Raw genomic sequence first — 21,658 nt, forward strand, 5'->3', positions numbered from 1 at the left:
GCTTCACGCCTTTGCCGGCCGCACCAGACGCGCGACGCCGGCAAAGGCCCGATCGATCACCGGCCAGAACAACAGCACGATCGCCAGGGTCGTGATGGTGCCGACGAGGCCGTTCGACCAGAACACCTTCATGTCGCCGCCCGAGCCGATCATCGAGAGCCGGAATGCGTCCTCGGCGCGGCTGCCGAGCACCAAAGCGAGCGTGAACGGCGCAAGCGGGATCCCGATCTTCTTGAAGACGTAGCCGACCACGCCGAAGCCTAGCATCAACCAGATATCGAACATCGCATTCTGGATCGCGTAGGCGCCGATCGCGCAGGACACCACGATCATGGGGGCCACGGCCGCGAACGGCACCCGCAGGATCGAGGCGAAGATCGGCACGGTGGTCAACACCAACACCAGGCCGACGACGTTGCCGAGATACATCGAGGCGATCAGGCCCCAGACGAAGTCCTTGTGCTCGATGAACAGCAGCGGGCCGGGGTTGAGGCCCCATACCATCAGGCCGCCAAGCAGGATCGCCGCGGTCCCCGAACCGGGAATGCCGAGCGCGAGCATCGGCAACAACGCCGAGGTGCCCGAGGCGTGGGCGGCGGTCTCCGGCGCGAACACGCCCTCGATGCGGCCCTTGCCAAAACTCTCCTGATCCTTGGAAAAGCGCTTGGCGAGGTTGTAGCCCATGAAGGAGGCCGCGATCGCGCCGCCCGGCGTGATCCCGAGCCAGCAGCCGATCACCGACGAGCGCAGCAGCGTCACCCAGTACTTCGGCAGGTCCTTCCACACCGACAGCACGACGCGCAGGCTGATGCCGGCGGCGTGTCCGCGCAGCGCCAGGCGTTCCTCCATCGTGAGCAGGATCTCGCTGATGCCGAACAGGCCGATCACCGCGACGAGGAAGTTGATGCCGCGCAGCAGCTCAGCGGACCCGAACGTCATGCGCAGCTGCCCCGACACCGTATCCATGCCGACGCCGGCGAGCAGCAGCCCGAGCGACATCGAGATTACGGTCTTGTGCTTGGCTTCGCGGCCGAGGCCGACGAAGGAACAGAATGTCAGGAGATAGACGGCAAAGAACTCCGGCGGGCCGAATCTCAGCGCGAACGACGAGATCATCGGCGCCAGGAAGGTGATCAAGAGCACCGCGACCAGCGAACCGATGAACGATGAGGTGAACGCGGCTGTCAGCGCTTCGGCCGCCCTGCCCTGCTGTGCCATCGGATAGCCGTCGAACGTGGTCGCAACCGACCAGGCTTCGCCGGGGATGTTGAACAGGATCGAGGTGATGGCGCCGCCGAACAGCGCGCCCCAGTAGATGCAGGACAGCATCACGATGGCGGACGTCGGGTCCATCGTGAAGGTCAAAGGCAGCAGGATCGCAACGCCGTTGGGGCCGCCAAGCCCGGGCAGCACACCGACGAAGATGCCGAGCACGAGGCCGACCATCATCAACAGCAGCGTCTTCCAGGTCAGGAGGACGGCAAAGCCGTGCAGCAGAAGACCGAAGGCTTCCATGTCTCGAAATCCTGTCGGTTAGCTCAGTAGCCGAAGGCCGCTTCGAGCGGCCCCTTCGGCATGATGACGTCGAATGCGATGTCGAAGGTCACGAACATCGCGGCGGTGAAGACGAAGGCGGTGAGCAGCGACTTCCACAGCGCGATCTTGCCGACGAGGCGCATGAAGCCCGCGATCAGAAGAAAGCTCGCGACATAGAGGCCGAGATATTGGGTGGCGAGGCAGAACAGGAAGGTTGGCACGAACACCGCCAGCACCCGGCGAAACTGGGCGCGGGTGACGAAGGTCTCGCCGGCTTCCCTGCGCGACATGAAGGCGGCGCCGAGACCATAGAGGCTGGCGGCACCGAGGATCACCGAGAGATAGAACGGAAAATAGCCCGGCTGCGGCCCGGTCGAATCCCACGATGCGCCGGTCCGCCAATTGTCCCAGCCGAGCACCAACGCGAGCGCAAGCAAGAGCAGCGAGACGATGATGTCGACGGTGCCGGTAGAGACGACGGCGGGGGAGTTCTCTTCAGGCGCGGTCGGATCGTCGACGACGATCTCAAGTTCGGTATTGGACATGGACTGGACGGTTTGGGTTGCGAGGGCAACGATTGGGATAGCGTGCTGAACCAATCACCGTCAATGCAGCCTTCAGCTAACGTCCGGAACGTTCGAGAAATGCGCTCGCAAGTGCAGCACGATCAGCGCCGAGCACGCCGCGCTCGGTGATCAATCCCGTCACCAGCCGCGCCGGCGTGACATCGAAGCCGAAATTGGCAACGGAAGAGCCGTCCGGAACCACGCGCACGGTCTCGATCCGTCCATCCGCCGTGCGCCCGGTGAGGTGCGTCACTTCGCTGGCGGCGCGCTGCTCGATCGGAATCTGCCTGACGCCATCGTCGATACTAAAGTCGATGGTCGGCGACGGCAGCGCAACGTAGAACGGCACGCCGTTGTCGTGGGCGGCGAGCGCTTTCAGATAGGTCCCGATCTTGTTGCAGACGTCGCCATTGGCGGCGACGCGGTCGGTGCCGACGATCGCGAGATCGACCATGCGATGCTGCATCAGATGGCCGCCGGTATTGTCCGGAATCACGGTGTGCGGCACGCCGTGATGGCCGAGTTCCCAGGCGGTGAGCGAGGCGCCTTGATTGCGCGGCCGCGTTTCGTCGACCCAGACATGGACCGCAATGCCGCGATCATGCGCCTGGTAGATTGGTGAGGTCGCCGTTCCCCAATCGACGGTTGCAAGCCAGCCGGCATTGCAATGCGTCAGCACATTCACCGGCTCGCCCGGCTTCTTGGTTGCGGCGATTTTTTCGATCAGGCCGAGACCGTGGCTGCCGATCTCGCGGTTGATCTCGACATCCTCGTCGGCGATCTCGCGGGCGCGGGCATAGGCCGCCTCCGCGCGGGCCGACGCTGCGAGCGGTGCGAGCGCGCGCTGCATCTCGTCGATCGCCCACTTCAGATTGATCGCGGTCGGCCGGGTCGCGGCCAGCATCTTGCCGGCGCGCTCGAGCGCCGCGTCGGAGGCGTCCTCGCGCATCGCAAGCGCCATGCCATAGGCCGCGGTGGCGCCGATCAACGGCGCGCCGCGCACCAGCATCGAGCTGATCGCCTCGCCTGCCTCGTCTGCCGTCGTGATCTTCGCCACGATGAACTCATGCGGCAGCCGGCGCTGATCGATCGCGCCGACCGACCAGCCGTCGGGTTCGAGCCAGATGCTGCGAAAATGCCGGCCATCGACCTTCATGCCCTACGCCCTTCGCGTCATGCGCTTCATGGAGGACTTCTTCACGACCGTAGCACCCTTCCGGCGACCGCATCGAGCCTGGCAAGCAGCTGCGGATCTCGCGCCGCGGGCGCCGTGATCAGCGCGGTGTCCAGCGCGCGATCCGAACCGATCGGACACGGCTCATGCTGGCGCGGGAAATCCCGCGCCAGCCGCGCGACCAGCGCCTTGGCCTTCTCGGCGTTCGAATTCAGCACGCGGATGATATCCTGCACAGTCACGGCATCATGCGCCGGATGCCAGCAGTCGAAATCGGTGACCATCGCCACGCTGGCGTAGCAGATCTCGGCCTCGCGGGCGAGCTTGGCTTCCGGCATGTTGGTCATGCCGATCACCGAATAGCCCTGCGCCTTGTAGGTCAGGCTTTCGGCGAGCGAGGAGAATTGCGGCCCCTCCATGCAGAGATAGGTGCCGCCGCGCGCAAACGCGATGCGTTCGGCCTCGGCGGCAGCGGCGAGATGCTTCGCCAGCAACGGCGATACTGGATGCGCCATCGAGACATGCGCGACGCAGCCCTTGCCGAAGAACGAGCTCTCGCGCTTGTGGGTGCGATCGACGAACTGATCGACCAGTACAAAGGTGCCCGGCAGCAGCTCTTCCTTGAACGAGCCGCAGGCGGACAGCGCGACCAGGTCGGTGACCCCGGCCCGCTTCAGCACGTCGATATTGGCACGATAATTGATGTCGGACGGCGACAGCGCATGTCCCGGGCCGTGCCGCGGCAGGAACACGATCGGCAGCCCCGCCATCTCGCCACGGCGCAGCGGCGCCGACGGCTCGCCCCAGGGACTCGTGATCGCTTCTTCGCGGACATCTTCCAGGCCCGGCAGATCGTAGATGCCGGATCCGCCGATGATCCCGAGAACGGCTTTGGTCATGATCGCTCCTCACGCTCCCGCAACGGCGCCTTATCGCGGCGCAATATCGATGGCGCGGCGCCGCGATGCAAGGCGATTCCGGACGGAAGGTAAAGCATGACCTGCCGCCGACACATGCCGGTCGAGGCAATGTGGCGGCATCGGCTTCAGGGCTATTTCGCGACGAAGCCCGCCGCGTTCATCAGCGAGGCATTGAGCTTGTCGTCATCCTCGAGGAACTCGACCATGTCCTTGCCGGTGAGGAAGATCGGCTTCAGCGCCTGCTTCTCCATGTAGTCCTTGTATTCCGCCGTCTGCGTCACCTTCTGGAACAGGTCGGCATAGAACGCCTGCTGCTCCTGGGTGACATTGCCCGGCAGGAACATGGCGCGCAGCATCAGATACTGCACGTCCAGCCCCTCTTCCTTGCAGGTCGGGATATCGTTCCAGGATTGCGTGCCGGTGACCTTGGTCTTGTAGGCGATGCGCTCCTTGTCAAACACGCAGAGCGCGCGAACCTGTCCGGCGCGCCAGACCTCGAGATTTTCGCTCGGGTTGTTGACGTTGGATTCGGTATGGCCGCCGACAAGCTGGGTCGCAGCCTCGCCGCCGGACTTGTACGGCAGATAGGAGAACTTGGCGCCGGTCTTCTGCTCCATGAACACCGTCAGCACGTGGTCCTCGCGCTTGGAGCCGGTGCCGCCCATCTTGAACGGCGCGCCCGCCGCCTTGGCGGCATCGATGAACTCCTTCACGGTCTTGGGACCGTTGGTGTTGTCCCACAACACGAACTGGTCGAGCGCGATCACCGACACTGGCGTCAGGTCGCGCCAGTTGAACGGAATCTTGGCGGACAGCGGCAGCATGTAGATCAGCGAATAAGCGATCAGCACCTTGTTGGGATCGCCCTCGCTGGACTTCATGTACATCAGCGCTTCCGCCCCCGACGCGCCGCCCTTCAGCGACACCACCATCGGCTGCTTCATCAGATTGTTCTTCTGGATCGCCGCCTGCATCATGCGCGCCATCTGGTCGGAGGCACCACCGGCGCCCGCCGCAACCACGATCTCGACCGGCTTGCTCGGCTCCCAGCCGGCAAAGGCCGGCGTGCTCAGCAGCAGGGCCGCGATTGCAGCCGTGGTTTTTACAATCTGTCCCACGTTCTTCTTCCCTATCTATTTGTTCGGCTTGGCAAAACCTGCGAGGTGGCGGGTTGGCGTCATTGTGCCGAGAATGCAGGTGAGTTCAAGCCGCCGAACTGCCGCACGGCGTATGACTTTGGAATGAGGCAAGTACTGTCATCATCGCTGGCCCCCTCTCGGCGCGGCCCGGTGCTCCGCAGTCCGCTTTAGTTCCGAACACGGCAATCTCAGCGCATGTGCTTGCGTTAGTGGACGCTCCACTAATCAACGCGCCGATTGTGTCTTTGCGCCGTGATTTTGACGAACGAATTCGACCGGGCATCGATGGCTGGGAAGCCTCCCCCTAACCGAACGCGATAAGAGACTTGGCTGGTACGACGACAGCGATGGCTGCACAACTTTGGGGCGAGCGAGCAAGAATCCGGCTTAGACATCGTTCTGAAGAACCGGACCGGTTGGATCGGACCGAATGGCCAAGGCGATCGCAGCAGCTGCTCCCCCTTTAGCCGCCGGTGTCGCTGCCGAACAGGCAAGCCTGAAATCACGCGCACAACACCCGAGGGCAATTATACTGCCGGGGCCCCCGGTTCTCCGATCCAAATCTGCCAGATCCATGCGAGTGCCGATCTCAGCGCCGTCTCAACGCATTCCTTGTGCTTTCGATGGCGTATAGATATTGGCTTTGGCCGCCGCTGCTGCGTCGGTACAGGCGGTCAACGTGATCAATGAAGGCACCGGCGCGGAACCGGGACCTCGCGCCATGGGCCCAGCGGGAACTTCCGGGATGATTTTGAGTACTCACGCGATTGTAGGAGCGGCTATAGCCAGCTTCATGCCCGGACACCCCGTAGTGGCGTTTGTGGCCGGTGTTGCCAGCCATTTCGCAATCGACGCGATCCCGCATTCCGACTATCGGCTCAGATCGATCTCCATTGGGCGCAGCCGGTCAGCACTCACGTTTGATCGGTCAATCCTTCGCGATCTGACTCTTCTTGCCGCCGACGCCGCGATCGGCGTTGCCGTTGCGCTCTGGTTGTATGCGGGCTCGGGAGCAACGTTTGCGGTTCTTTCCGGAGCTATCGGCGCCATTTTGCCGGACCCACTACAACTCGCCTATCGGCTGTATCCTAAAGAGCCGTTGCGATCGCTGCAACGCTTTCACGTCTGGATACACACCAACCGAAAGCTCGGGCCTCGGCTCGCCGCTACTTCACAATTCGCTTTTGTGCTGCTTGTCATCGGCATCGCTAAGGTACTGCAACGGAGCTTCACGATGGGTAGCGCAGGACCGTAGCCCAGCGCCCTGGTACGGCAGGCGTTTTGCTGGTAGTTGTCGGCGTAATCGGGCATATGATCAGCCGTCCGCAAATCGGATTGATGAGGCCGAGCACGGACCGGAAGGCGCGCCGATCCCTGCGCCCCGTCCCAGGGCTCCACCTTCTCGACTCCAGGCAACGACGGACCGGCGCTCGAAGCCTGGCTAGGGTGCCCACAACTTTGTCTATTCGAACGACAACGCGCAATAAAGGGCTTCGATATCATGTTTTCCAACTGGCCGCAGGCTGTGGGACCAGTCCAAATAGTTCGCAACAGCGCGGGCGACGAACTACTCGAGGGCGCGAATTCTGCGACGCGGCTTCGAACGCATATGCTCTTCCACCAGAACCACGCGGATCCGGTGCAAAGGCTGCTCGTTGGGCTCGCGCGCGGCACGTATGTTCAACCGCACAGACATCGCGAGCAATGGGAGTTGATCGTGCCGCTCCAAGGCACGTTAGCCGTTTATTTATTTTCGGAAGCTGGCACTGTCACGGAGATGTTCGAGATTGCCCCAGGCAACACGCGAGTTATGGAGATACCTGCGGGTATTTGGCATACACTCGTGCCGGTCTCCGAATGTGCTCTGATGTTTGAAATAAAACCAGGCCCATTTAGGCCAGCGGAATTCGCGCCCTGGTCGCCCTCGGAGGGCACGTCTGTGGCTGCGCAAGCTACAGCGTGGCTGAGAGACGCGAAGCGAGGCGATCGGTTTGGAAACAAACTGAAATCAACCAGCTGATTTTGAGGAACGGGCTTCACTTTCGAACGTCGTGCAGGAACTCAAGTCAAGTTCCTACCTATCCGCGCGGCCCTGATCCTTGGCGCGCTTTAGACCAAAGCGCCAGCATTGCCCCTGTCGGTGGTTTCCGATGGGCCTTCACAACTGACGACGTTTCGGACGATAACTAGTTTCCAACGGATAACTATTTTCAAAAAGGGTGACTACACAGAAGGGGATTAGACTAAGTGACGTCAGCTTCAAGCCATTTTCAAGATCCGCAATTTCCTGAAACCAGTTTCTTTGTCGCAGCCCGCATCATCCGAGAAATCTTTGCGATGGCTCGCAAGAACGTTGTCGCATTGATGGTGGTACCACTCCTCGCAGGCACGCTGGCCGCCGCCTACGCAAGCTTCCGAACTGAAATGTATACTAGCCACGCCTACCTGCGGCTTGACGAGAACTCGGCACGCGCTGCCGATGCCATCATGAGCAGTGTTCCCGTCCTCGATCAGCTACTCTCCAAATTTAAGGTTGACGGCGCTACTGCCGAGGATCGCCGCCGCGCACTCGATAGGAAACGGTCGATCTCCGTCGCGCCAAACCAAAACCCTCGAACATCAACACTCTTTCGTCTCAGCGTAACAAATCCCGATCCGGCTATGGCGCAAGCCATCAATGCGGCGTTCATAGCGGCCTGGTTTGAGACAACAATTCCGCCGCCAATTAAACTGCGGTCACTGAACGATGAGATTGCGCGAACGGAACAGTTGATTCCGCAAATGTCGGCGTTGCTAGACGCCATCAAGGCGTCGCCGCCGGTGTTGCACGCCGAGAACACGCTTTCCGAGGATACCTTGCCCCCGGCCATCGCTCTTATCCCCAAGATCGATCAGGCCAATCAACGAATTGAGCAGCTGAAACTGCAGATGCTGGGGGCCTCGCAGGATGCCGTGTTTGGCGCACCGAACCTGCCTGATGCTCCCAACCCATCTCACGTTGTTCGCTGGGGCCTGCTCGCGGCGATCGCCGCCGAGGTATAACTCCTGATTTTTTTCTGCTCCGACACTCGATTGAATGGCGCCAAGCTGAGTGACATCAGCAGCAGAACCATGGCTTCCTAGTCAGGTGCAATTTCGCGTCAGACTTTTCGCCTTCAACACTGTCAAAACGCTGGTTGGAAGACGTTGCGGAGGAAAGTGCTCACGAATCAAGGTTGCGGCAAAGCACCTCGAACTGCTTGACCACGAAGACCCCGCCGATGCATTCGCCATCACAGACGACTTTATGTCAGCGGGTCGTATCAGCGGCGCCCAGCGCGTCCCGATTCCGTAGCTCCAGGTTGACACGTTCAAGACGATTGATGGCAAGCGCTGCAGGCCTGCAGGTCAACAAATCGCGGATCAAATACAAGCGTGAGCTTGAATACCTCACGGATATCTTGTGATGGACTCCCATCCCTCCAGCTCGCCTGCTAACCTGCAGGGATGGACCTCTTCCTCCACCCCCGTCGTCATAGCCGTAGCCCATGTCCATGGCCGAAGCTGAGACCGCTAGACTGATGAGGGTGACTGAAGCGCTCGTCCGGGAGCTCGACCGTCAAGGCGTCGCTGATGTGCTTGTGAATCTGTGAATCTCAGGTTCGACGCGCTCGAATTGGCCAAGGTAGCAATTCGCGCGGCCGACGGCGTCGTGGTGCCGTTTCGAAAACCGCAGGCCTGATGGACTTCTTCCTAGCCCACCGTCATTGCCGGACTGCTTCCATTCCCGACATGAGCAGGTATGAGGTGAGGCTTCTGGACAAGAGCTTCCATTTCAATTGGGACGACAACCCCGACCGCCGATCCGTTCGAGGGGTTGACGATAGCCACCAGGCGCTAGAGAACGCAAAAGCGTTTGCCAGACGCACGAAGGAACTGCTGAATGAAACACGTCGGTAATCGTCCCTACTCCGACCCCGAAAAGGCAGTCCGCAGACTCACGGAGCACGCCCGTGCGTTCGAGCCGATCCGGGATGGCCGAATCTACATTGAGAAAATCAACTATCCGTTGGTTTACATTGATAAGGCGTCACCGGCCGAATATTGGGCGGGTCTGCAATACGCGATCAAGCAATGCTGGCTGGAGTATCACGAGAGCGGCGCCTTCATCAGGATGAAGCCGGCCGGCGCGGACCTGTTCGACTGATGCGCAACCTTTATTCCATCACCGCCAACCAAGCAGCGAATAAAGAACAACAGAAAAATCTCGATATAGAACTGTTCCGAGGATTCGCTGTCGCCATTACTGTGGTTTCCCACTTTGGGTATCTCATCCATGAATGGTTCGAATGGACTGGCTACTTCTGGCTCGGTGGTGGAGTTGACCTATTCTTTGCGATATCCGGTTTTTTAATAACTCGGTCGCTGCTTGATTCTCTTGAGAGGAACAGGTCATTTGTGGCCTACGCAAAATTGTTCTGGATTCGCAGGCTCTTCCGACTGTGGCCGGCAGCGCTGACCTGGTCTACGCTCTTCCTCCTGCTATCAATTTTCGTAGATTTCACCGGCTTCGAACGGGATGAGGTTTTCAGATCTTGGCTCTTTGGCGCCCTCAATATAGAAAATCTTTATATCTATGCATGTTCGAAGAGCAGCCCGCCATGCAGTATCACCCCACTTTGGCACTACTGGAGCTTATCTTTAGAGGAACAGTTTTACCTGCTATTGCCGTTTGCCTTGTTCTTTACGCGTCAACGCAAGTTATTGATCTGGCCGTGTCTGGCGATTGCTTTCTGTCAGGCGGTTTCGCTTAGGCCGTGGGGGCATTTGCTTTGGTTTATCAGAAGTGATTCACTCATGTACGGGACTGTGGTTGGGATTGGTTGGCGCTACTATGGACCCACCCTCGAATCAGGGTTTTCAGCCTTCCCAAGGTGGTTACTTCAGCTGTTTCTCGCTGGCCTGTCAGTGCTCTTAATCGTTGTTGCTCGCGACCAGATATCACAGCGCCACATGGGACTGGTGGCTGTCACCGCAGGCCTGATTGTTTTGATTTTGTCGAGGAATAGCAACCTATTCACCGAAGCGCGAATGTCCAAGATTGTTGCAACTTATATTGGGTCGCGCTCATACTCGCTCTACCTCGTACATGTGCCAATTCTTTGGGTGCTGCGAGAGATGCTTCTCAAATTCAGCACGTTGCAGATCGCTACTAACCTGCAACATCAGATATTTGCTCTCGCACTTGGGTTGGCGTTTTCTTTAATTCTTTCCGAATGCTCATATCGATTCATTGAATCTCCGTGCCGGCGACTTGGTCGGCGCATTGCAAGCAGAGCCTGAGCATATCGTATGCCGGTGGATCTGGCCCTTTACCGTCGACGGCGTGGGCATCTCCATCAGGTCGCGGGCGGCTGCTTCCGGGTCGGCGAAGGTTCGACCGGCTGGACCGGATTCGGACAGTACCCGGCGATGCCGAGCGTGTTTCCGGACCAGCCGGCGCCCGTCGTGCGCGAGGGCACTTACGGCCGCGAGATGGCGCCGATGCGCTGGGGTAAGCCATCGCCGCCGCAGTATGACGGTCCGCCCATCACCAATATCCGCAACGTCAAATCCGCGCAAAAGCGACGCTAGCTGAAGCCGGAAATGCAGGTTGAGAAAGATCTGTTCATGTAGCCCTTTCGAGCTACCTACTCCGCCGATCTATTAGGTACGAACCTTCGGACAGCTTCCACGTCCCGTTAGCGTCAGGATTTTGCATTTCCTCACCGAGGCTAGCGCCGGCGCTGACCGCATTCATTTTAGGCGGACGGCGCCGTGCCGTTTGATCGCAAGCCGATGTCTTGCCAGTTTCCGTCACTCGCTTCCTTAAGTAAATCAAGCGGGCTTGGATTGAAGCCTCTGAGCGCCCAATCTTCTGAGCGATCTCCCGTTGCGACAGACCAGTCTCGCGCACCAATTGCAGCAATCTCTGCTCGTCCTCTTGCGACCAAGCTGGCATTGGACTTCCCCAAAATTGATACATTCTGAAATGCCCGCACGAATTGCAGATTTCGGAGGCCGCGTCTGCCCGGTGTTTTCCGGGTTGCGTCCCAATTCCCCGAATTAGCAGTACCTGTCCGGATGATTGACGAACAGCCTAGAGAGGGTTGGGATAATGTTTGCCCGACTCCTCAGGTCGGGCCAAAGCCCCCACCCTGAGACCTCCTTGCACCGCCAGAACGTCAACGAAGCCAGTTTGGGACGGCAACGTCGGCCGGCGATTGATCATTCGTTGAACTTTGGACCAGAGAATCAGTTTCTTCCCGTGTAGGAGTTTCCGACGGGACCTTCACAACCGGTTACGTTCGGGCGACTTAGTAGGGACCTTTGCAAATTGCCACTTTCTCCCGATCCACTTGACGCTGCGGCAGAACCGAATTTCACCTTCAATCCCCGGCCCTCTCCAAGGTCGAGGCCTCTACCGCGCAAGGCGAGGCCCTGAGCAATCCCACCTCAGACCAGATGGCGCCTCTTCCCATTCACTTTCCACTGATCGCGAAAAACCGGACGCCGGTTAATGTGCTTTGACCTAAGCCAGGAAGCAAAGCCAACGCCGCGTCAAACGCCGCCTGCAGGGCTCCAGCACCCGGATCCCCTGGGGACCAAATGGCAGATACGTGACGACCTAATTCGGTCTCGACATTAGCATAGGTTATTTTTTCCGATAACGCTGACCGTAGTTCTTCGGCCTTCACAACCGATCACAATCGGGCGATAGATATCGAAAAAAGGAGATTGGACAAAAGGGGTTGGACGAAGTGACGTCAGTTTCAAGCCATTTTCAAGAATCGCAGTTTTCTGAAACCAGTTTCGTAGCAGCTATCATCATCCGCGAACTCTTTACGGTGATTCGCAAGAATGTTGTCGCATTGATCGCGGCGCCACTCATTGCAGGCACCCTGGTTGCAGCTTACGCGAGCTTCCGGACCAAGGAATATACTAGCCTAGCCTATCTGCGGCTTGATGAGAACTCGGCACGCGCAGCCGACGCCATCATGAGCAGTGTTCCCGTCCTCGTGCAGCTACTCACCGAATTCAAGGTCGACGGCGCCACCGCCGAGGATCGCCGCCGCGAACTCGATAGCAAACGGTCGATCTCCGTCGCGCCAAACCAAAACCCTCGAACATCGACACTGTTTCGTCTCAGTGTAACCAATGCCGATCCGGCGATGGCGCAAGCCATCAATGCGGCGTTCATAGCGGCCTGGCTTCAGGCAACAATCCCGCCGCCAATTAATCTGCGGACACTGAACGACGAGATTGCGCGAACGGAGCAATTGATTCCGCAGATGTCGGCCTTGCTCGACGTCATCAAGAAGGCGTCGCCACCAGTGCTGCACGCCGAGAACACGCTTTCCGAAGATGCCTTGACCCCGGCCATCGCTCTTATCACCAAGATCGACCAGGCCAATAAACGAATTGAGCAGCTAAAACTGCAAACGCTCGGGGCCTCGCAGGATGCGGTGTTTAGCCCACCGAACCTTCCCGATGCTCCCAACCCATCTCACGCTGTTCGCTGGGGCCTGCTCGCAGCGATCGCCGCGGAAATTTTGCTCTTGATGTTTTTCTGGTTCCGACACTCGATTGAATGGCGCCAAGCTGAGTGAGATCAGCAGCGACAATCTGGCAGACCAATCACGCCAACACCCGCCTCGCCTTCGTGTCCTTACCACCGCCACAACGCGCGCCCGAATTATAACCGCGCAGTGGAACCGGATGCCACGTTAGCCGTTCATGGGCGGGGCCAAATTGTGGTCTTGTCCGATGACTGAAGCAAATTTTTTCATGATGGGCGTAGCGGGCTTGGCTTTGTGGTCCGCCATCGTTGCAGTGTTCGAGATCAAGGCGGCATGGGAAAGGAGCCGCCGACGAACGCGGAACTCGCGCTCCAGTAGCTCAATGACCTGAGACCATTTCGGCGACCGCCGAATGCGGCTTCGGGCGAACGTGACGTGAGTCACGTTATGTATCCAAATCCGGCCGGAACCTTTCCGGCGATTCTCTATTTATGAAAAACCCGCCAGCGGCGTGGAGCGCGGTCCGTGATGGTTCATCCGCCAGCCCCGGAGATCACGGACCGCGCACTTCGCTTGGGACCTTCATTGCCCAACAGATCCATGACTCTTGACACGCAATTCGCTATTGCTGCGGCGCGCTACTACTTTTGCGCCAAGGCTTTGGCCTTCCCCATATGCATCGCTAGTTCGGAATGGCAATTGTCATGGGCATTCGTCTATTTACGATCCACCCAATCGTGCGGATTGGCCGAACAACCCCACATCCCGACCCATGCGCGCGACGAGGGATCGCCGCTCCAGGCCCACGGAGCGACGGTCCCGCCCCGATCGCGGGGGGCCGCCAGCCCGTCTTTGGATTATGCCCGTCAAGCGAAAGCCGATCGAGATCCCGCCCGAAATCGCCCGCGAGTTTGTAGCGGACATGAAGGCCTATCACGCCGAGCAGGATGAAATCCGGCAGGACCGGATCGCGGTCGGCACCCGGCATATGCTGTTGCAACACATGCCGACTGGCACCAAGCTACGGTTGAGCGAGGTCAAGGAACTATTCGAGCTGATGCGATGAAAGACGCATTTGATCAATGGTGGGAATGGGCTGAGAAGCCGCTTGATAGCCCGTTGACGATCCCGGCCGAGATCCACAATCCTGTTATGCAGCTTGCGCCGCACGATCGACGCGACCGGATGAAGGTCAATGAGGTCGTGGCGAGCTATATCCTGCCGCAAGAAGAGCCCGGCGCCGGCTAGGGCACCGATCCCGAGCGGATCATCGTGGAGCCCTGAAGCGGAAGCCGTCCTCGCCAGCCGCGGGTCATTTGGCAATGTCGAAATAGATGAGTTATAAGGACGCTATTGCTCAACCAAAAGGTGTTTTTAAATGGCGACTATTCCAGATCACTTAATGCCCCAAGATGGCCTAACTGATTCATCGATCAGATGGTACGGCATGGAAATTATGCACGGAACCGGCGTCGTCCGGTTTTTCTTTGCGATCAACAACGAAGAAAAAGAGAAGATCGCAGATTTTCATATCGATATCCCAAACGGCGGGGCCGGCGTTCATGCCATGATCGAAGAAGCGCACCGAAGGATGAACGACGTTCTAAGGCAATGGCTCTATATGAATGAAGTAATGCGCCAGAGCTACGAGCCAAAAGTTTGAAAAACAAAAAGCCCGGCGCTGTTTAGGCGCCGGGCAGTCCAGGGAGTTGCGAGGAAATTCAATAACGCCCAACCGCGTCCACGCTGAATTTGTAAGATAGGCCGGCACGCACAACATCCAATGTCTGACTTCCCGCCCTGTCCACTGAAGCGAGAGCAGGAGAACCGGGGTCGATATTGGTCACTTGCGTATGTGCGCTACCGAAGTCGTAATGCAAATACTCAAGACGAGCGATCCAATTGCTTCTAAGCACATTAGCCTCTACGCCGGCGCCTGCCACCCAACCGAAAAGGTTAGTTGGCGTTGTAGTGGAGCTAGAACTTCCTCCAATAATTGGACTTGCTGGAATAATTCGAGTCGTGGTCTCGTTGACCCGCTCCCAAGCAGCTCCGGCAGTGCCGTAGAGCATGAAACTCGAACCGAGCCCGTCGGCAGCGAAGCCGAGACGCGCACGCACGGTGCTGATGTATTTTATGTCAGTGCTCACGGTCCCGATGAACGGAACAACAGGAGTAAGAAATCCAGTAACGGGATCGCTCACTCCCTTGATCCCTGTGGCGCTGAAATCGCCTTCCATGCCCGCGACCACGTATCCAAATTGCCAATTGTATCCAGCATGGCCACCTGCAACCCACCCTTGGGAGTTGAATCCGGACACGGCGACGCCCGAGAAGATGGTTTGGCTGAAGTCATCGTCATTCCGGCCGTAACCACCATGTATGCCGAGATAGAATCCCGCCCACGATGGGACCGCAGCTATTGGTGCAGCCGGACTCCTCATCGCCAGGTCCGCCGCCAACGCTGTGTGAAACGGGAGCACGAGAAGTAAGGCCGCGAGTGCAAGTTTCTTCATGTCAATCTCCTGAGGACATTTCGCAACTAGAGCGCGAATATCCCTAGCTGGGCCTCCCAGAGACTGATATGCCCTCAGGGCAACAGCCGTACATTTCCACACGTAACAATTGCAGTCTGCCTGATCCACCAGAATGAGCCGATCAATGCAGACCCTTGGTCTGGATCAAGCCAGTCAGCGTCTCGGACGCCTGGCGCAAGAGCTTCGTTGCTTCTTCAAGCTTGGCCTGCACCTCATGGAGCCGGCTTTCCTGGCTTGAAAAATCCTTGTCTCCTCGCCCATCGTCGGACCAGACGCGGCGGAACTGATTAAACACTTGGATCATTTTTTCGCTCTGATCTCGTTCACGAGGGCAATAAGCGCCGTTGCATTGCCATGTATCGCCTCAGCGATCCGATCGGCCGCAGCGATACGTTCGTCGTAACTCTCAGTCAGAAGATTCTCGAGCAACTGAATGCGGGTGTCTTTCTTTTCTTCCCGCTTCTCCGACTTCAGCAGCATCACCCACATCACGATAGCGATCAGGCCAGGAGGCCCCCACGCCTTCAGGAACTCTTGCGCTATTTCCATTCCGTTAAGCTCCTAGCCACCGCCGCTTGCTAGGATCATTCCCAGCCTTTTACGGAGCCTGATCCGTAAGGGGTCAGGCTCGGCCTGCTACACCGCGTTGCAGGCCGAGCCGTCCTTCAAGATTGCTTTCTGTTAAAGAACATCTGCCCGACCGCCATCACCGAGCCCGTACCGAAGATGCCGGCGAGGATGACACCAGACCAATCCGCAACGAGGCCTTGTATGGTTGGCGTGAAGCCCACTGAGCCATAGAGCGCTGGGCACAGCATGTTGTCCCAGAGCACCACTTTCCACTCGTAGGCGATCCACGGGAAGGCAAAGCCGCCCACTAGGCACATCAGAAAGCGGCTCTGGCTAACGGCCTTCAGGAATTCGACACGAACGCCGCCTTCAGCGACAACGCCTGAAACGAGCGCCCTCGCGACGGTGACATCGCCTCCAATGCGCGCCGTGGTGATCTGGACCTTAGCGTCGTAGTACTTGGAGACGAAGTTGTTGATGCCGCCTGTGATAGCCGGGATCGCCTGGAAGAAGGCGAGGATTGCGGTCAGCATTTTTCAGGTCTTCCCAATTGACCGCAACCGCGCGACGACCGTGATCAGCGAAATCCCGAACATCGCGTATCCCAAGAACTGCGGGTTGTTCTTCAGCACATTCATGAGCTGCGCCTTGAGATCCGGATCACCTAGAGCCGACGCAAGCGGGTCAAGCCATGAAAAAGCGGTGGCTGCCGCGCTCAGAAACAAGCCCCAAAGCACCGTCACGGACTTACCGCAAACGGCCCAGACCTTACCCCAGATCGTATCGGCCTCATTGTAAAAGGCCTTGAGCGCTGGAATAGCGTGCAAAACGGGGCGCAGCAGGAGCGCGTAACCACAGATAAGACCAGGCACGATCAAAATAAACCAAAGCCAATTCATTTGGGCTGCTCCACAGTAGGCGTGACAAGATCAAGATGAGGCGTGTCGGGAGTGGCTTCGTGCGGCTTGAACTTCCACACGAGGAAACCAACGAGCGCGATGGCGGCGGCGATGCCTATCGCAACCGGCAGGGAGATGCCGGACGCATGAGCGGCTGCAGCGGTCGGCACAACCGACGCCACGGAGCCCGCTGCTTTCTTCATGGTGTTGGCGGTTGGCACGCCGGAGAAGACGCGCTTTTGCGCCTCAGTCCAGTCGCTGTCTGATGCCGGATACTGCTTACCGGCCTCGTGCCAAGCCTGCGCCTTCAGAAAAGCAATGCCCATGGAGCTTTTCCAAAAGGCATCGTTCATGATGGTGTTTTCAGTCAGGCCGGGAACGCGCGCCTTGCAGAAATTGATATAAGATTGGACGTAGTTGCCGCCCGACCAAATCGCGATCGCATCTGCGAACCGCTTGTTGCGGTAGTTCTTCGAGGTCCGCCACAGGTCGAGCTGCGCGCAGATGCCCTGCACGTAGGTCGGGAAGACCGCGATGTTGTTGCCCTGCCCCAAGCCGTCGTTGAGGGTGACGGCCTTCTTCGCCGCACCCCACTTGATGGCAAGCGCACTCCCCCACATTGCGCCGGGGTTCTTGTATCGGATTGAAGCTGGTTCAGTCATACGATTTCCCATGAAAAAAGCCGCCCGAAGGCGGCTGGCTGCACTTGCACGCGGCGGTTGCGGCTGGTTATCTATCCCCTCTCGGTTGGGAGGGCGGGAGATAATGGAACCAGCAAGATTCATTTGGCGCGCTTTGCGATCTCGATTCCGTGACCATAGAGGCGAACTCTCTGCAATCCGCCGACACATCAGACCGGGCGATGTGGTCTGCGATATCGGGGCGAATAAGGGCAGCTTTCTTTATTGGCTATCTCGCTGGTGCCAACATGGGCGCGTCGTCGCCTTCGAGCCGCAGGCTGACCTTGCGGAATATCTGGTGATGATGTGCCGGAATCTGCAACTCAACAACACAACCATCGAACACTCCGCAGTCTTTTCGAAAACAGGTGAGCAGCAACTCTTTATCCCATTGGATCACAAGCCTGGCGCATCACTTATCCAGACCCCTCATGATGGGGACACTGGCATTGTGTCAGTCCCGACAGTTTCCCTGGATGACTATTTCAGCGACGATACGCGAGTAGCTGTTTTAAAGGTTGACGTTGAAGGAGCCGAAAAACACGTGTTTGACGGTGCACGCCGCATTCTTGAACGAGACATGCCGCTTCTAGTTTTTGAATGCGAGTCCCGGCACATTGACGGAAATATGAGTGATGTCTTCTCGTACCTGGAAGACTTGGGGTATCGGGGCTCTTTCGTTCAGCAAGGACAGACAAGGCCGCTTTCATTTTTCAATGAAGACATTCACCAAAAGAGAGACGGTGACTACTTTTGGAAGAAGCGTGGATATTGTTCAAATTTTATCTTTGTCAGAGACATCAAATAATTGGCAGGATGCGGGGAAACCACAGGACGGGATTTGAGCCTTGTAGAGCGCAAGGTTATCAGTTCAACGCCACCCAATTGTTGATGCCAACATCGATCGACTTCCACCACTTGGCTGTCGTGTTATCGAGGAGTTCTTCTCCTAAGAAATTAGGCACAACTGCACCCACTGGCGAGCCGGCATGCACGCGGAAGCCGATCTGCCCGAGTATGTCCCACGTTCCGGGAGTGCCGCTGGTAAGACAAATCCATCCCATCGGAGAACCCGTTGACGGGCTAGAATTGTACGTGATGTCACCAGCCACGTAGGCCACGGATCCCCCAACAGGGGCCGCCGACGCTGTTCTGATACACTTCCCGTCTATGATTGGACCACGAACACCAATCGGATAATCCGTTCCGTGCGTGACATAGTTTCGAACTGAGCTGCCCGCAACAAGGTTGATAGCGGTCGTCGGCAGGAACGAGTCGGAGTAGGAATCGATAAGAACTCCAGACGCCGTAACTTCGATATTGTTGACGTAGCGGCTGCCCTCACTGATGAAATGGCACGAGGCACTCAAGAGAATGGGCGACTCGACGACGCATGAAATCATTTTGATCGGGCGATAAGTTCGCTGCGTCGACATGTTGTCAGCGACCTGCAGCATCGCGGTGCCCTGCTCGAACTGGCACGCAATGAAGGTGATGCTATCGCGATCCTGCGGGCCAGAACCGCCGGTGATCAGCATTATTCCACCGCCGCCAAAGCATTGGTTCAGCACCAAGACGCCGGAGCGTTGACAGATGATCCCGTACATCCCCGTTCCTTGGAAGAACGCGGTCCCATTCAACTGCCAAAAGTCTGCGTTGTCCGTTTCAAACGAGATGCCGACCGCGTTGTAATAGAATGTGCAGTCACTCAGCGTAGCGGGGCAGACGTTCCAGTCGGGATTGGCACCGGGCGCCAAAGGATCGCGCACGCGGATCGCGTAGCCACCAAAGTTTGTAAATTGGCAGTGGTTGAAGTTCAGGTTCTTGATATCGCTTGGCGCAGACCCGGAAAGATTAAAACCGGTTGCGGTCCCGCGGGGGGTGACGCTTGGGGTCAACCGGGCAGCGAAAGTAATGTCAGTGAAACTGACACCCTCCATCGACACGCCGGATACGTTCTGAAAAAGAGCGAGCGTATCGCTATCAATGAAAACGTGCGACGGAGTTTCGTTGCCGGTCGGCAACCCAAAAACGTTCGTGACGCACGTATCGCCGTAGAACGTCAGTCCGCCATGCAATGTCAATGTTGCAGTGATGCGATAAAACCCACGTGGAACATAAATACGCCCACCACCGGGAAGGGCCGCAATAGCGTTCTGGAAAGCTGATGTATCGTCTGCGACGCCATTGCCAACCGCGCCGAAATCCTTGACGCTAACAGTCTCGCGCGCCTTATCCTGCCACGTCCTCTTAGCCGCGCCCGTTCCAGACTGAAGAAAGCCGTCGTAAATCGGATCTGTACCGTTGGACAGCAACGCATAACCTGCCTGGCCGACAGGCAAGCGTACATTGTGTCCGCCCTCGCGAACGATCATGTCGCCTTCGGTCGTCGTCGGCGCTATGATGTCGAACGCAGCCGGGCTAAGCGATCCATTGATGAAATTGGTGAGGGATACACGCGCCCAGTCGCCGGTATGCGGATTCCAGATTGCGACGACCACATAGTTCGGATCGAACGTGTTGCCAACATCTTGCAGCCTCGAATAATCAAGCTCGACTTTATAGGTGATGCCGTCTTTGGTGATGACTGTACCGATCCCGCCTAGCAGTGCGGCCGGGATCTTGGTCTTTACCTTGAGCTTGAGCCGGTTCGACATCAGTTGCCCTCAATAATCGCGACATCACCAACGATGATGTCGGTGATGAACCCATTGATCGTGATCTTCGCACCGCACTTGTATGTGCCGGCGCAGAATTGGTTCAGATCGGTGTCTTCGAATTGCCAATGAAAGCCAGGACCGTCGATAATGACCTTGCCGTCAGTCAGAGAGCCCGTAAGGCGCGTACAGCCTTCGAGGTCTTTGATGTAAAAGGTAATGGCGACGGTGTATGCCGTACTCGCAAGATCGATGGTCGAGCCGTCTTCCTCGTCTTCAAGTTCATAGGTATCGCTGACCCATGTGGCCTTGTTGGAGATGACAGCGACTTGCCCCGTGAACATCAGATCGCGCCTCTATAGCTTGATATAGATTGTCGTGAGGATGGTCGGCGCAACGATAGGATGGGGCAGACCACCACCAGCACTATTCGTCGTGTCCAGACCGTTGGAGCTAGTCACACGCACACCCGTCGTGGCGGAAGCTGTCGCTGACGACGCTAAATTTACCTGCTGAGCGGAAGATCCTGAGATGCCAAACGCACCTGCGGCAAACTGCGCTGCCGAAAACGGATGAGTGTGCCCCGGATCAAGAATGCTGGCAGAGTGGTAATGCGATGGCATTTGCGCAATGGTCAAAGTCTGACTTTCGGCACCGCCAACAGCGCCAAGGGTCGTTGCGACAGCTCCGAAGTAGGAGGAAGTCAGGCGCCCTGCGGCTGCATTACCCATATCGTCAAGGCCAGCGATTGTGCGGCCGCGACAGTCCGGAAGAGTGATCGTCTTGTTCGCCGCGAAATCAGCGGCGGCAGAAGCCCCGCGACCACCGGAGACAACCAGATTTGCGTCAGCACCCCAGAGGTAGTTGAACAGAGCGGACGTATCTGCATTGGCTCGCTCAGTCGCACCGGAAACAGAAGAGCCGATTGTCCGACCGTTGCACCTAACAAAACCAGACAGAGTGCCAGATCCGTAGAACAGCTCCATGTGCCCGGTCTGCAAAAGGGTCGTCGGATCGGGGCCGCCACCACCGCCACCGCCGCCCCCTGAGGGGCCGATGACTTGGATATTGTCGATGCCGTTCGCGCCGTTCGGGTAGGCCTGCGCAACGCCGTTTTTATCGGCGATCCGGACTTTGATAAGCCCATCGGCAAGGAAGAACTGCGGGAGGCGCCCCGACGCATCGCAGCGCATCGGGTTGGGAAGTGCCTGCGTCAACGCCGAGTCCTGATAAGCGCTCTGCGGTGTACTGGTCGTGCCGGCCTGAATGATATAGAAGAAGCAGTTCGCCAGCGGCTTCCCAAGGCTATCGAACTGCTGCGACAGACTGAACGGGATGGTGCCGGCGGCAAAGCTAGGCGACATGAGGCCAAAGCTAAGAGCGAGTGTCAGGAAGAAGCGTTTGATCATCGATCAACCCATTAAAAAAGCGCCCCAGTGGGC

General features: G+C 58.1%; 25 protein-coding genes. 11 read left to right on the forward strand and 14 right to left on the reverse strand.

From position 1 onward, the window contains the following. Nucleotides 1–3 precede the first annotated feature (3 nt). The 5 genes from CO675_RS26825 to CO675_RS26845 form a co-directional block, all read right to left on the reverse strand. Nucleotides 4–1,515 carry a tripartite tricarboxylate transporter permease gene (locus tag CO675_RS26825; RefSeq protein WP_097674843.1) on the reverse strand — a complete coding sequence of 504 codons (1,512 nt, stop codon included), beginning with the start codon at nt 1,513–1,515 and terminating at the stop codon, nt 4–6. Nucleotides 1,516–1,538: 23 nt separating this feature from the next. Beyond that, a complete protein-coding gene (locus CO675_RS26830) occupies nt 1,539–2,081 on the reverse strand; it encodes a tripartite tricarboxylate transporter TctB family protein (protein ID WP_097674844.1) in 543 nt (180 codons plus the stop codon). Between the two features lie 76 nt (nt 2,082–2,157). Further along, nucleotides 2,158–3,258, reverse strand: a complete 1,101-nt coding sequence (gene mtnA / locus CO675_RS26835; RefSeq protein ID WP_097674845.1) for an S-methyl-5-thioribose-1-phosphate isomerase — start codon at nt 3,256–3,258, stop codon at nt 2,158–2,160. Between the two features lie 41 nt (nt 3,259–3,299). Continuing rightward, nucleotides 3,300–4,175, reverse strand: a complete 876-nt coding sequence (locus tag CO675_RS26840) for an S-methyl-5'-thioadenosine phosphorylase (RefSeq protein ID WP_097674846.1) — start codon at nt 4,173–4,175, stop codon at nt 3,300–3,302. 152 nt (nt 4,176–4,327) lie between these two features. Further along, nucleotides 4,328–5,305 (reverse strand): Bug family tripartite tricarboxylate transporter substrate binding protein, encoded by a 978-nt coding sequence (locus tag CO675_RS26845; RefSeq protein WP_502693411.1) that lies wholly within the window; start codon nt 5,303–5,305, stop codon nt 4,328–4,330. Nucleotides 5,306–5,978: 673 nt separating this feature from the next. Between CO675_RS26845 and CO675_RS26850 the strand changes: the two genes are divergently transcribed. From CO675_RS26850 to CO675_RS26905, 10 genes are all read left to right on the forward strand, one after another. Then, entirely contained in the window at nt 5,979–6,590 is a 612-nt protein-coding gene (locus tag CO675_RS26850) for a hypothetical protein (protein WP_245452929.1), read from the forward strand. 246 nt (nt 6,591–6,836) lie between these two features. Continuing rightward, nucleotides 6,837–7,355 carry a WbuC family cupin fold metalloprotein gene (locus CO675_RS42025; RefSeq protein WP_097674848.1) on the forward strand — a complete coding sequence of 173 codons (519 nt, stop codon included), beginning with the start codon at nt 6,837–6,839 and terminating at the stop codon, nt 7,353–7,355. Nucleotides 7,356–7,582: 227 nt separating this feature from the next. Beyond that, nucleotides 7,583–8,377: a hypothetical protein gene (locus tag CO675_RS26860; protein WP_143279119.1), complete on the forward strand. Its 795-nt coding sequence runs from the start codon at nt 7,583–7,585 to the stop codon at nt 8,375–8,377. Between the two features lie 880 nt (nt 8,378–9,257). Beyond that, nucleotides 9,258–9,521 (forward strand): hypothetical protein, encoded by a 264-nt coding sequence (locus tag CO675_RS26865; protein WP_097674850.1) that lies wholly within the window; start codon nt 9,258–9,260, stop codon nt 9,519–9,521. Further along, entirely contained in the window at nt 9,521–10,657 is a 1,137-nt protein-coding gene (locus tag CO675_RS26870) for an acyltransferase family protein (RefSeq protein WP_158231308.1), read from the forward strand. The genes CO675_RS26865 and CO675_RS26870 overlap by 1 nt, the downstream gene beginning before the upstream one ends. A 9-nt stretch (nt 10,658–10,666) precedes the next feature. Continuing rightward, nucleotides 10,667–10,948 carry a hypothetical protein gene (locus CO675_RS41885; protein ID WP_097674851.1) on the forward strand — a complete coding sequence of 94 codons (282 nt, stop codon included), beginning with the start codon at nt 10,667–10,669 and terminating at the stop codon, nt 10,946–10,948. 1,157 nt (nt 10,949–12,105) lie between these two features. After that, nucleotides 12,106–12,963 carry a GumC domain-containing protein gene (locus tag CO675_RS26885; protein WP_097674853.1) on the forward strand — a complete coding sequence of 286 codons (858 nt, stop codon included), beginning with the start codon at nt 12,106–12,108 and terminating at the stop codon, nt 12,961–12,963. Between the two features lie 769 nt (nt 12,964–13,732). Further along, nucleotides 13,733–13,939: a hypothetical protein gene (locus CO675_RS26895; protein ID WP_097674855.1), complete on the forward strand. Its 207-nt coding sequence runs from the start codon at nt 13,733–13,735 to the stop codon at nt 13,937–13,939. After that, nucleotides 13,936–14,121, forward strand: coding sequence for a hypothetical protein (locus CO675_RS26900; RefSeq protein ID WP_097674856.1), 186 nt, complete (start codon nt 13,936–13,938; stop codon nt 14,119–14,121). Before CO675_RS26895 ends, CO675_RS26900 begins: the two co-directional genes overlap by 4 nt. 130 nt (nt 14,122–14,251) lie before the next feature. Continuing rightward, entirely contained in the window at nt 14,252–14,536 is a 285-nt protein-coding gene (locus CO675_RS26905) for a hypothetical protein (RefSeq protein WP_143279121.1), read from the forward strand. A 58-nt stretch (nt 14,537–14,594) separates the two neighbouring features. Here CO675_RS26905 and CO675_RS26910 read toward each other — a convergent pair whose 3' ends face one another. The 6 genes from CO675_RS26910 to CO675_RS26935 all read right to left on the reverse strand — a co-directional run bounded on the left by CO675_RS26910 (nt 14,595) and on the right by CO675_RS26935 (nt 17,541). Further along, nucleotides 14,595–15,389, reverse strand: a complete 795-nt coding sequence (locus CO675_RS26910; protein WP_097674858.1) for an outer membrane protein — start codon at nt 15,387–15,389, stop codon at nt 14,595–14,597. A gap of 142 nt (nt 15,390–15,531) precedes the next feature. Continuing rightward, entirely contained in the window at nt 15,532–15,714 is a 183-nt protein-coding gene (locus tag CO675_RS26915) for a hypothetical protein (protein WP_097674859.1), read from the reverse strand. Beyond that, nucleotides 15,711–15,959 (reverse strand): hypothetical protein, encoded by a 249-nt coding sequence (locus CO675_RS26920; RefSeq protein ID WP_097674860.1) that lies wholly within the window; start codon nt 15,957–15,959, stop codon nt 15,711–15,713. Before CO675_RS26920 ends, CO675_RS26915 begins: the two co-directional genes overlap by 4 nt. 116 nt (nt 15,960–16,075) lie before the next feature. Continuing rightward, nucleotides 16,076–16,513, reverse strand: coding sequence for a hypothetical protein (locus tag CO675_RS26925; protein ID WP_097674861.1), 438 nt, complete (start codon nt 16,511–16,513; stop codon nt 16,076–16,078). Nucleotides 16,514–16,516: 3 nt separating this feature from the next. Next, nucleotides 16,517–16,879, reverse strand: a complete 363-nt coding sequence (locus CO675_RS26930; protein ID WP_097674862.1) for a hypothetical protein — start codon at nt 16,877–16,879, stop codon at nt 16,517–16,519. Then, nucleotides 16,876–17,541: a hypothetical protein gene (locus tag CO675_RS26935; RefSeq protein ID WP_143279122.1), complete on the reverse strand. Its 666-nt coding sequence runs from the start codon at nt 17,539–17,541 to the stop codon at nt 16,876–16,878. The genes CO675_RS26930 and CO675_RS26935 overlap by 4 nt, the downstream gene beginning before the upstream one ends. Nucleotides 17,542–17,551: 10 nt before the next feature. Here CO675_RS26935 and CO675_RS26940 point away from each other — a divergent pair, with 10 nt between their 5' ends. Continuing rightward, nucleotides 17,552–18,367 (forward strand): FkbM family methyltransferase, encoded by an 816-nt coding sequence (locus CO675_RS26940; RefSeq protein ID WP_245452930.1) that lies wholly within the window; start codon nt 17,552–17,554, stop codon nt 18,365–18,367. A 58-nt stretch (nt 18,368–18,425) separates the two neighbouring features. Here the strand turns inward: CO675_RS26940 and CO675_RS26945 are convergent, their stop codons facing one another. The 3 genes from CO675_RS26945 to CO675_RS26955 are packed head-to-tail and all read right to left on the reverse strand — an operon-like array spanning nt 18,426 to nt 21,625. Next, complete coding sequence (locus tag CO675_RS26945; protein WP_097674865.1) at nt 18,426–20,216, reverse strand: glycosyl hydrolase family 28-related protein; 1,791 nt, start codon at nt 20,214–20,216, stop codon at nt 18,426–18,428. Further along, complete coding sequence (locus tag CO675_RS26950) at nt 20,216–20,560, reverse strand: hypothetical protein (protein ID WP_097674866.1); 345 nt, start codon at nt 20,558–20,560, stop codon at nt 20,216–20,218. The genes CO675_RS26945 and CO675_RS26950 overlap by 1 nt, the downstream gene beginning before the upstream one ends. Before the next feature lie 12 nt (nt 20,561–20,572). Next, the gene (locus CO675_RS26955) at nt 20,573–21,625 is read right to left on the reverse strand and encodes a hypothetical protein (RefSeq protein WP_097674867.1); all 1,053 of its coding nucleotides are present in this window, start codon (nt 21,623–21,625) and stop codon (nt 20,573–20,575) included. Nucleotides 21,626–21,658 lie beyond the last annotated feature (33 nt).

Origin of the sequence: Bradyrhizobium sp. C9, assembly GCF_002532045.1 — a bacterium.
Lineage (GTDB): Bacteria > Pseudomonadota > Alphaproteobacteria > Rhizobiales > Xanthobacteraceae > Bradyrhizobium.

Bases quoted from the DNA above. Each gene is read 5' to 3' on its own strand.
- CO675_RS26950 (WP_097674866.1), bottom strand. From the start codon at position 20,560: ATGTTCACGGGGCAAGTCGCTGTCATCTCCAACAAGGCCACATGGGTC.
- CO675_RS26945 (WP_097674865.1), bottom strand. From the start codon at position 20,216: ATGTCGAACCGGCTCAAGCTCAAGGTAAAGACCAAGATCCCGGCCGCA.
- CO675_RS26905 (WP_143279121.1), top strand. From the start codon at position 14,252: ATGGCGACTATTCCAGATCACTTAATGCCCCAAGATGGCCTAACTGAT.
- CO675_RS26930 (WP_097674862.1), bottom strand. From the start codon at position 16,879: ATGAATTGGCTTTGGTTTATTTTGATCGTGCCTGGTCTTATCTGTGGT.
- CO675_RS26910 (WP_097674858.1), bottom strand. From the start codon at position 15,389: ATGAAGAAACTTGCACTCGCGGCCTTACTTCTCGTGCTCCCGTTTCAC.
- CO675_RS26870 (WP_158231308.1), top strand. From the start codon at position 9,521: ATGCGCAACCTTTATTCCATCACCGCCAACCAAGCAGCGAATAAAGAA.
- mtnA (WP_097674845.1), bottom strand. From the start codon at position 3,258: ATGAAGGTCGATGGCCGGCATTTTCGCAGCATCTGGCTCGAACCCGAC.
- CO675_RS42025 (WP_097674848.1), top strand. From the start codon at position 6,837: ATGTTTTCCAACTGGCCGCAGGCTGTGGGACCAGTCCAAATAGTTCGC.
- CO675_RS26840 (WP_097674846.1), bottom strand. From the start codon at position 4,175: ATGACCAAAGCCGTTCTCGGGATCATCGGCGGATCCGGCATCTACGAT.
- CO675_RS26920 (WP_097674860.1), bottom strand. From the start codon at position 15,959: ATGGAAATAGCGCAAGAGTTCCTGAAGGCGTGGGGGCCTCCTGGCCTG.
- CO675_RS26900 (WP_097674856.1), top strand. From the start codon at position 13,936: ATGAAAGACGCATTTGATCAATGGTGGGAATGGGCTGAGAAGCCGCTT.
- CO675_RS26830 (WP_097674844.1), bottom strand. From the start codon at position 2,081: ATGTCCAATACCGAACTTGAGATCGTCGTCGACGATCCGACCGCGCCT.
- CO675_RS26895 (WP_097674855.1), top strand. From the start codon at position 13,733: ATGCCCGTCAAGCGAAAGCCGATCGAGATCCCGCCCGAAATCGCCCGC.
- CO675_RS41885 (WP_097674851.1), top strand. From the start codon at position 10,667: ATGCCGGTGGATCTGGCCCTTTACCGTCGACGGCGTGGGCATCTCCAT.
- CO675_RS26935 (WP_143279122.1), bottom strand. From the start codon at position 17,541: ATGACTGAACCAGCTTCAATCCGATACAAGAACCCCGGCGCAATGTGG.
- CO675_RS26925 (WP_097674861.1), bottom strand. From the start codon at position 16,513: ATGCTGACCGCAATCCTCGCCTTCTTCCAGGCGATCCCGGCTATCACA.
- CO675_RS26940 (WP_245452930.1), top strand. From the start codon at position 17,552: ATGAAAAAAGCCGCCCGAAGGCGGCTGGCTGCACTTGCACGCGGCGGT.
- CO675_RS26955 (WP_097674867.1), bottom strand. From the start codon at position 21,625: ATGATCAAACGCTTCTTCCTGACACTCGCTCTTAGCTTTGGCCTCATG.
- CO675_RS26825 (WP_097674843.1), bottom strand. From the start codon at position 1,515: ATGGAAGCCTTCGGTCTTCTGCTGCACGGCTTTGCCGTCCTCCTGACC.
- CO675_RS26865 (WP_097674850.1), top strand. From the start codon at position 9,258: ATGAAACACGTCGGTAATCGTCCCTACTCCGACCCCGAAAAGGCAGTC.
- CO675_RS26915 (WP_097674859.1), bottom strand. From the start codon at position 15,714: ATGATCCAAGTGTTTAATCAGTTCCGCCGCGTCTGGTCCGACGATGGG.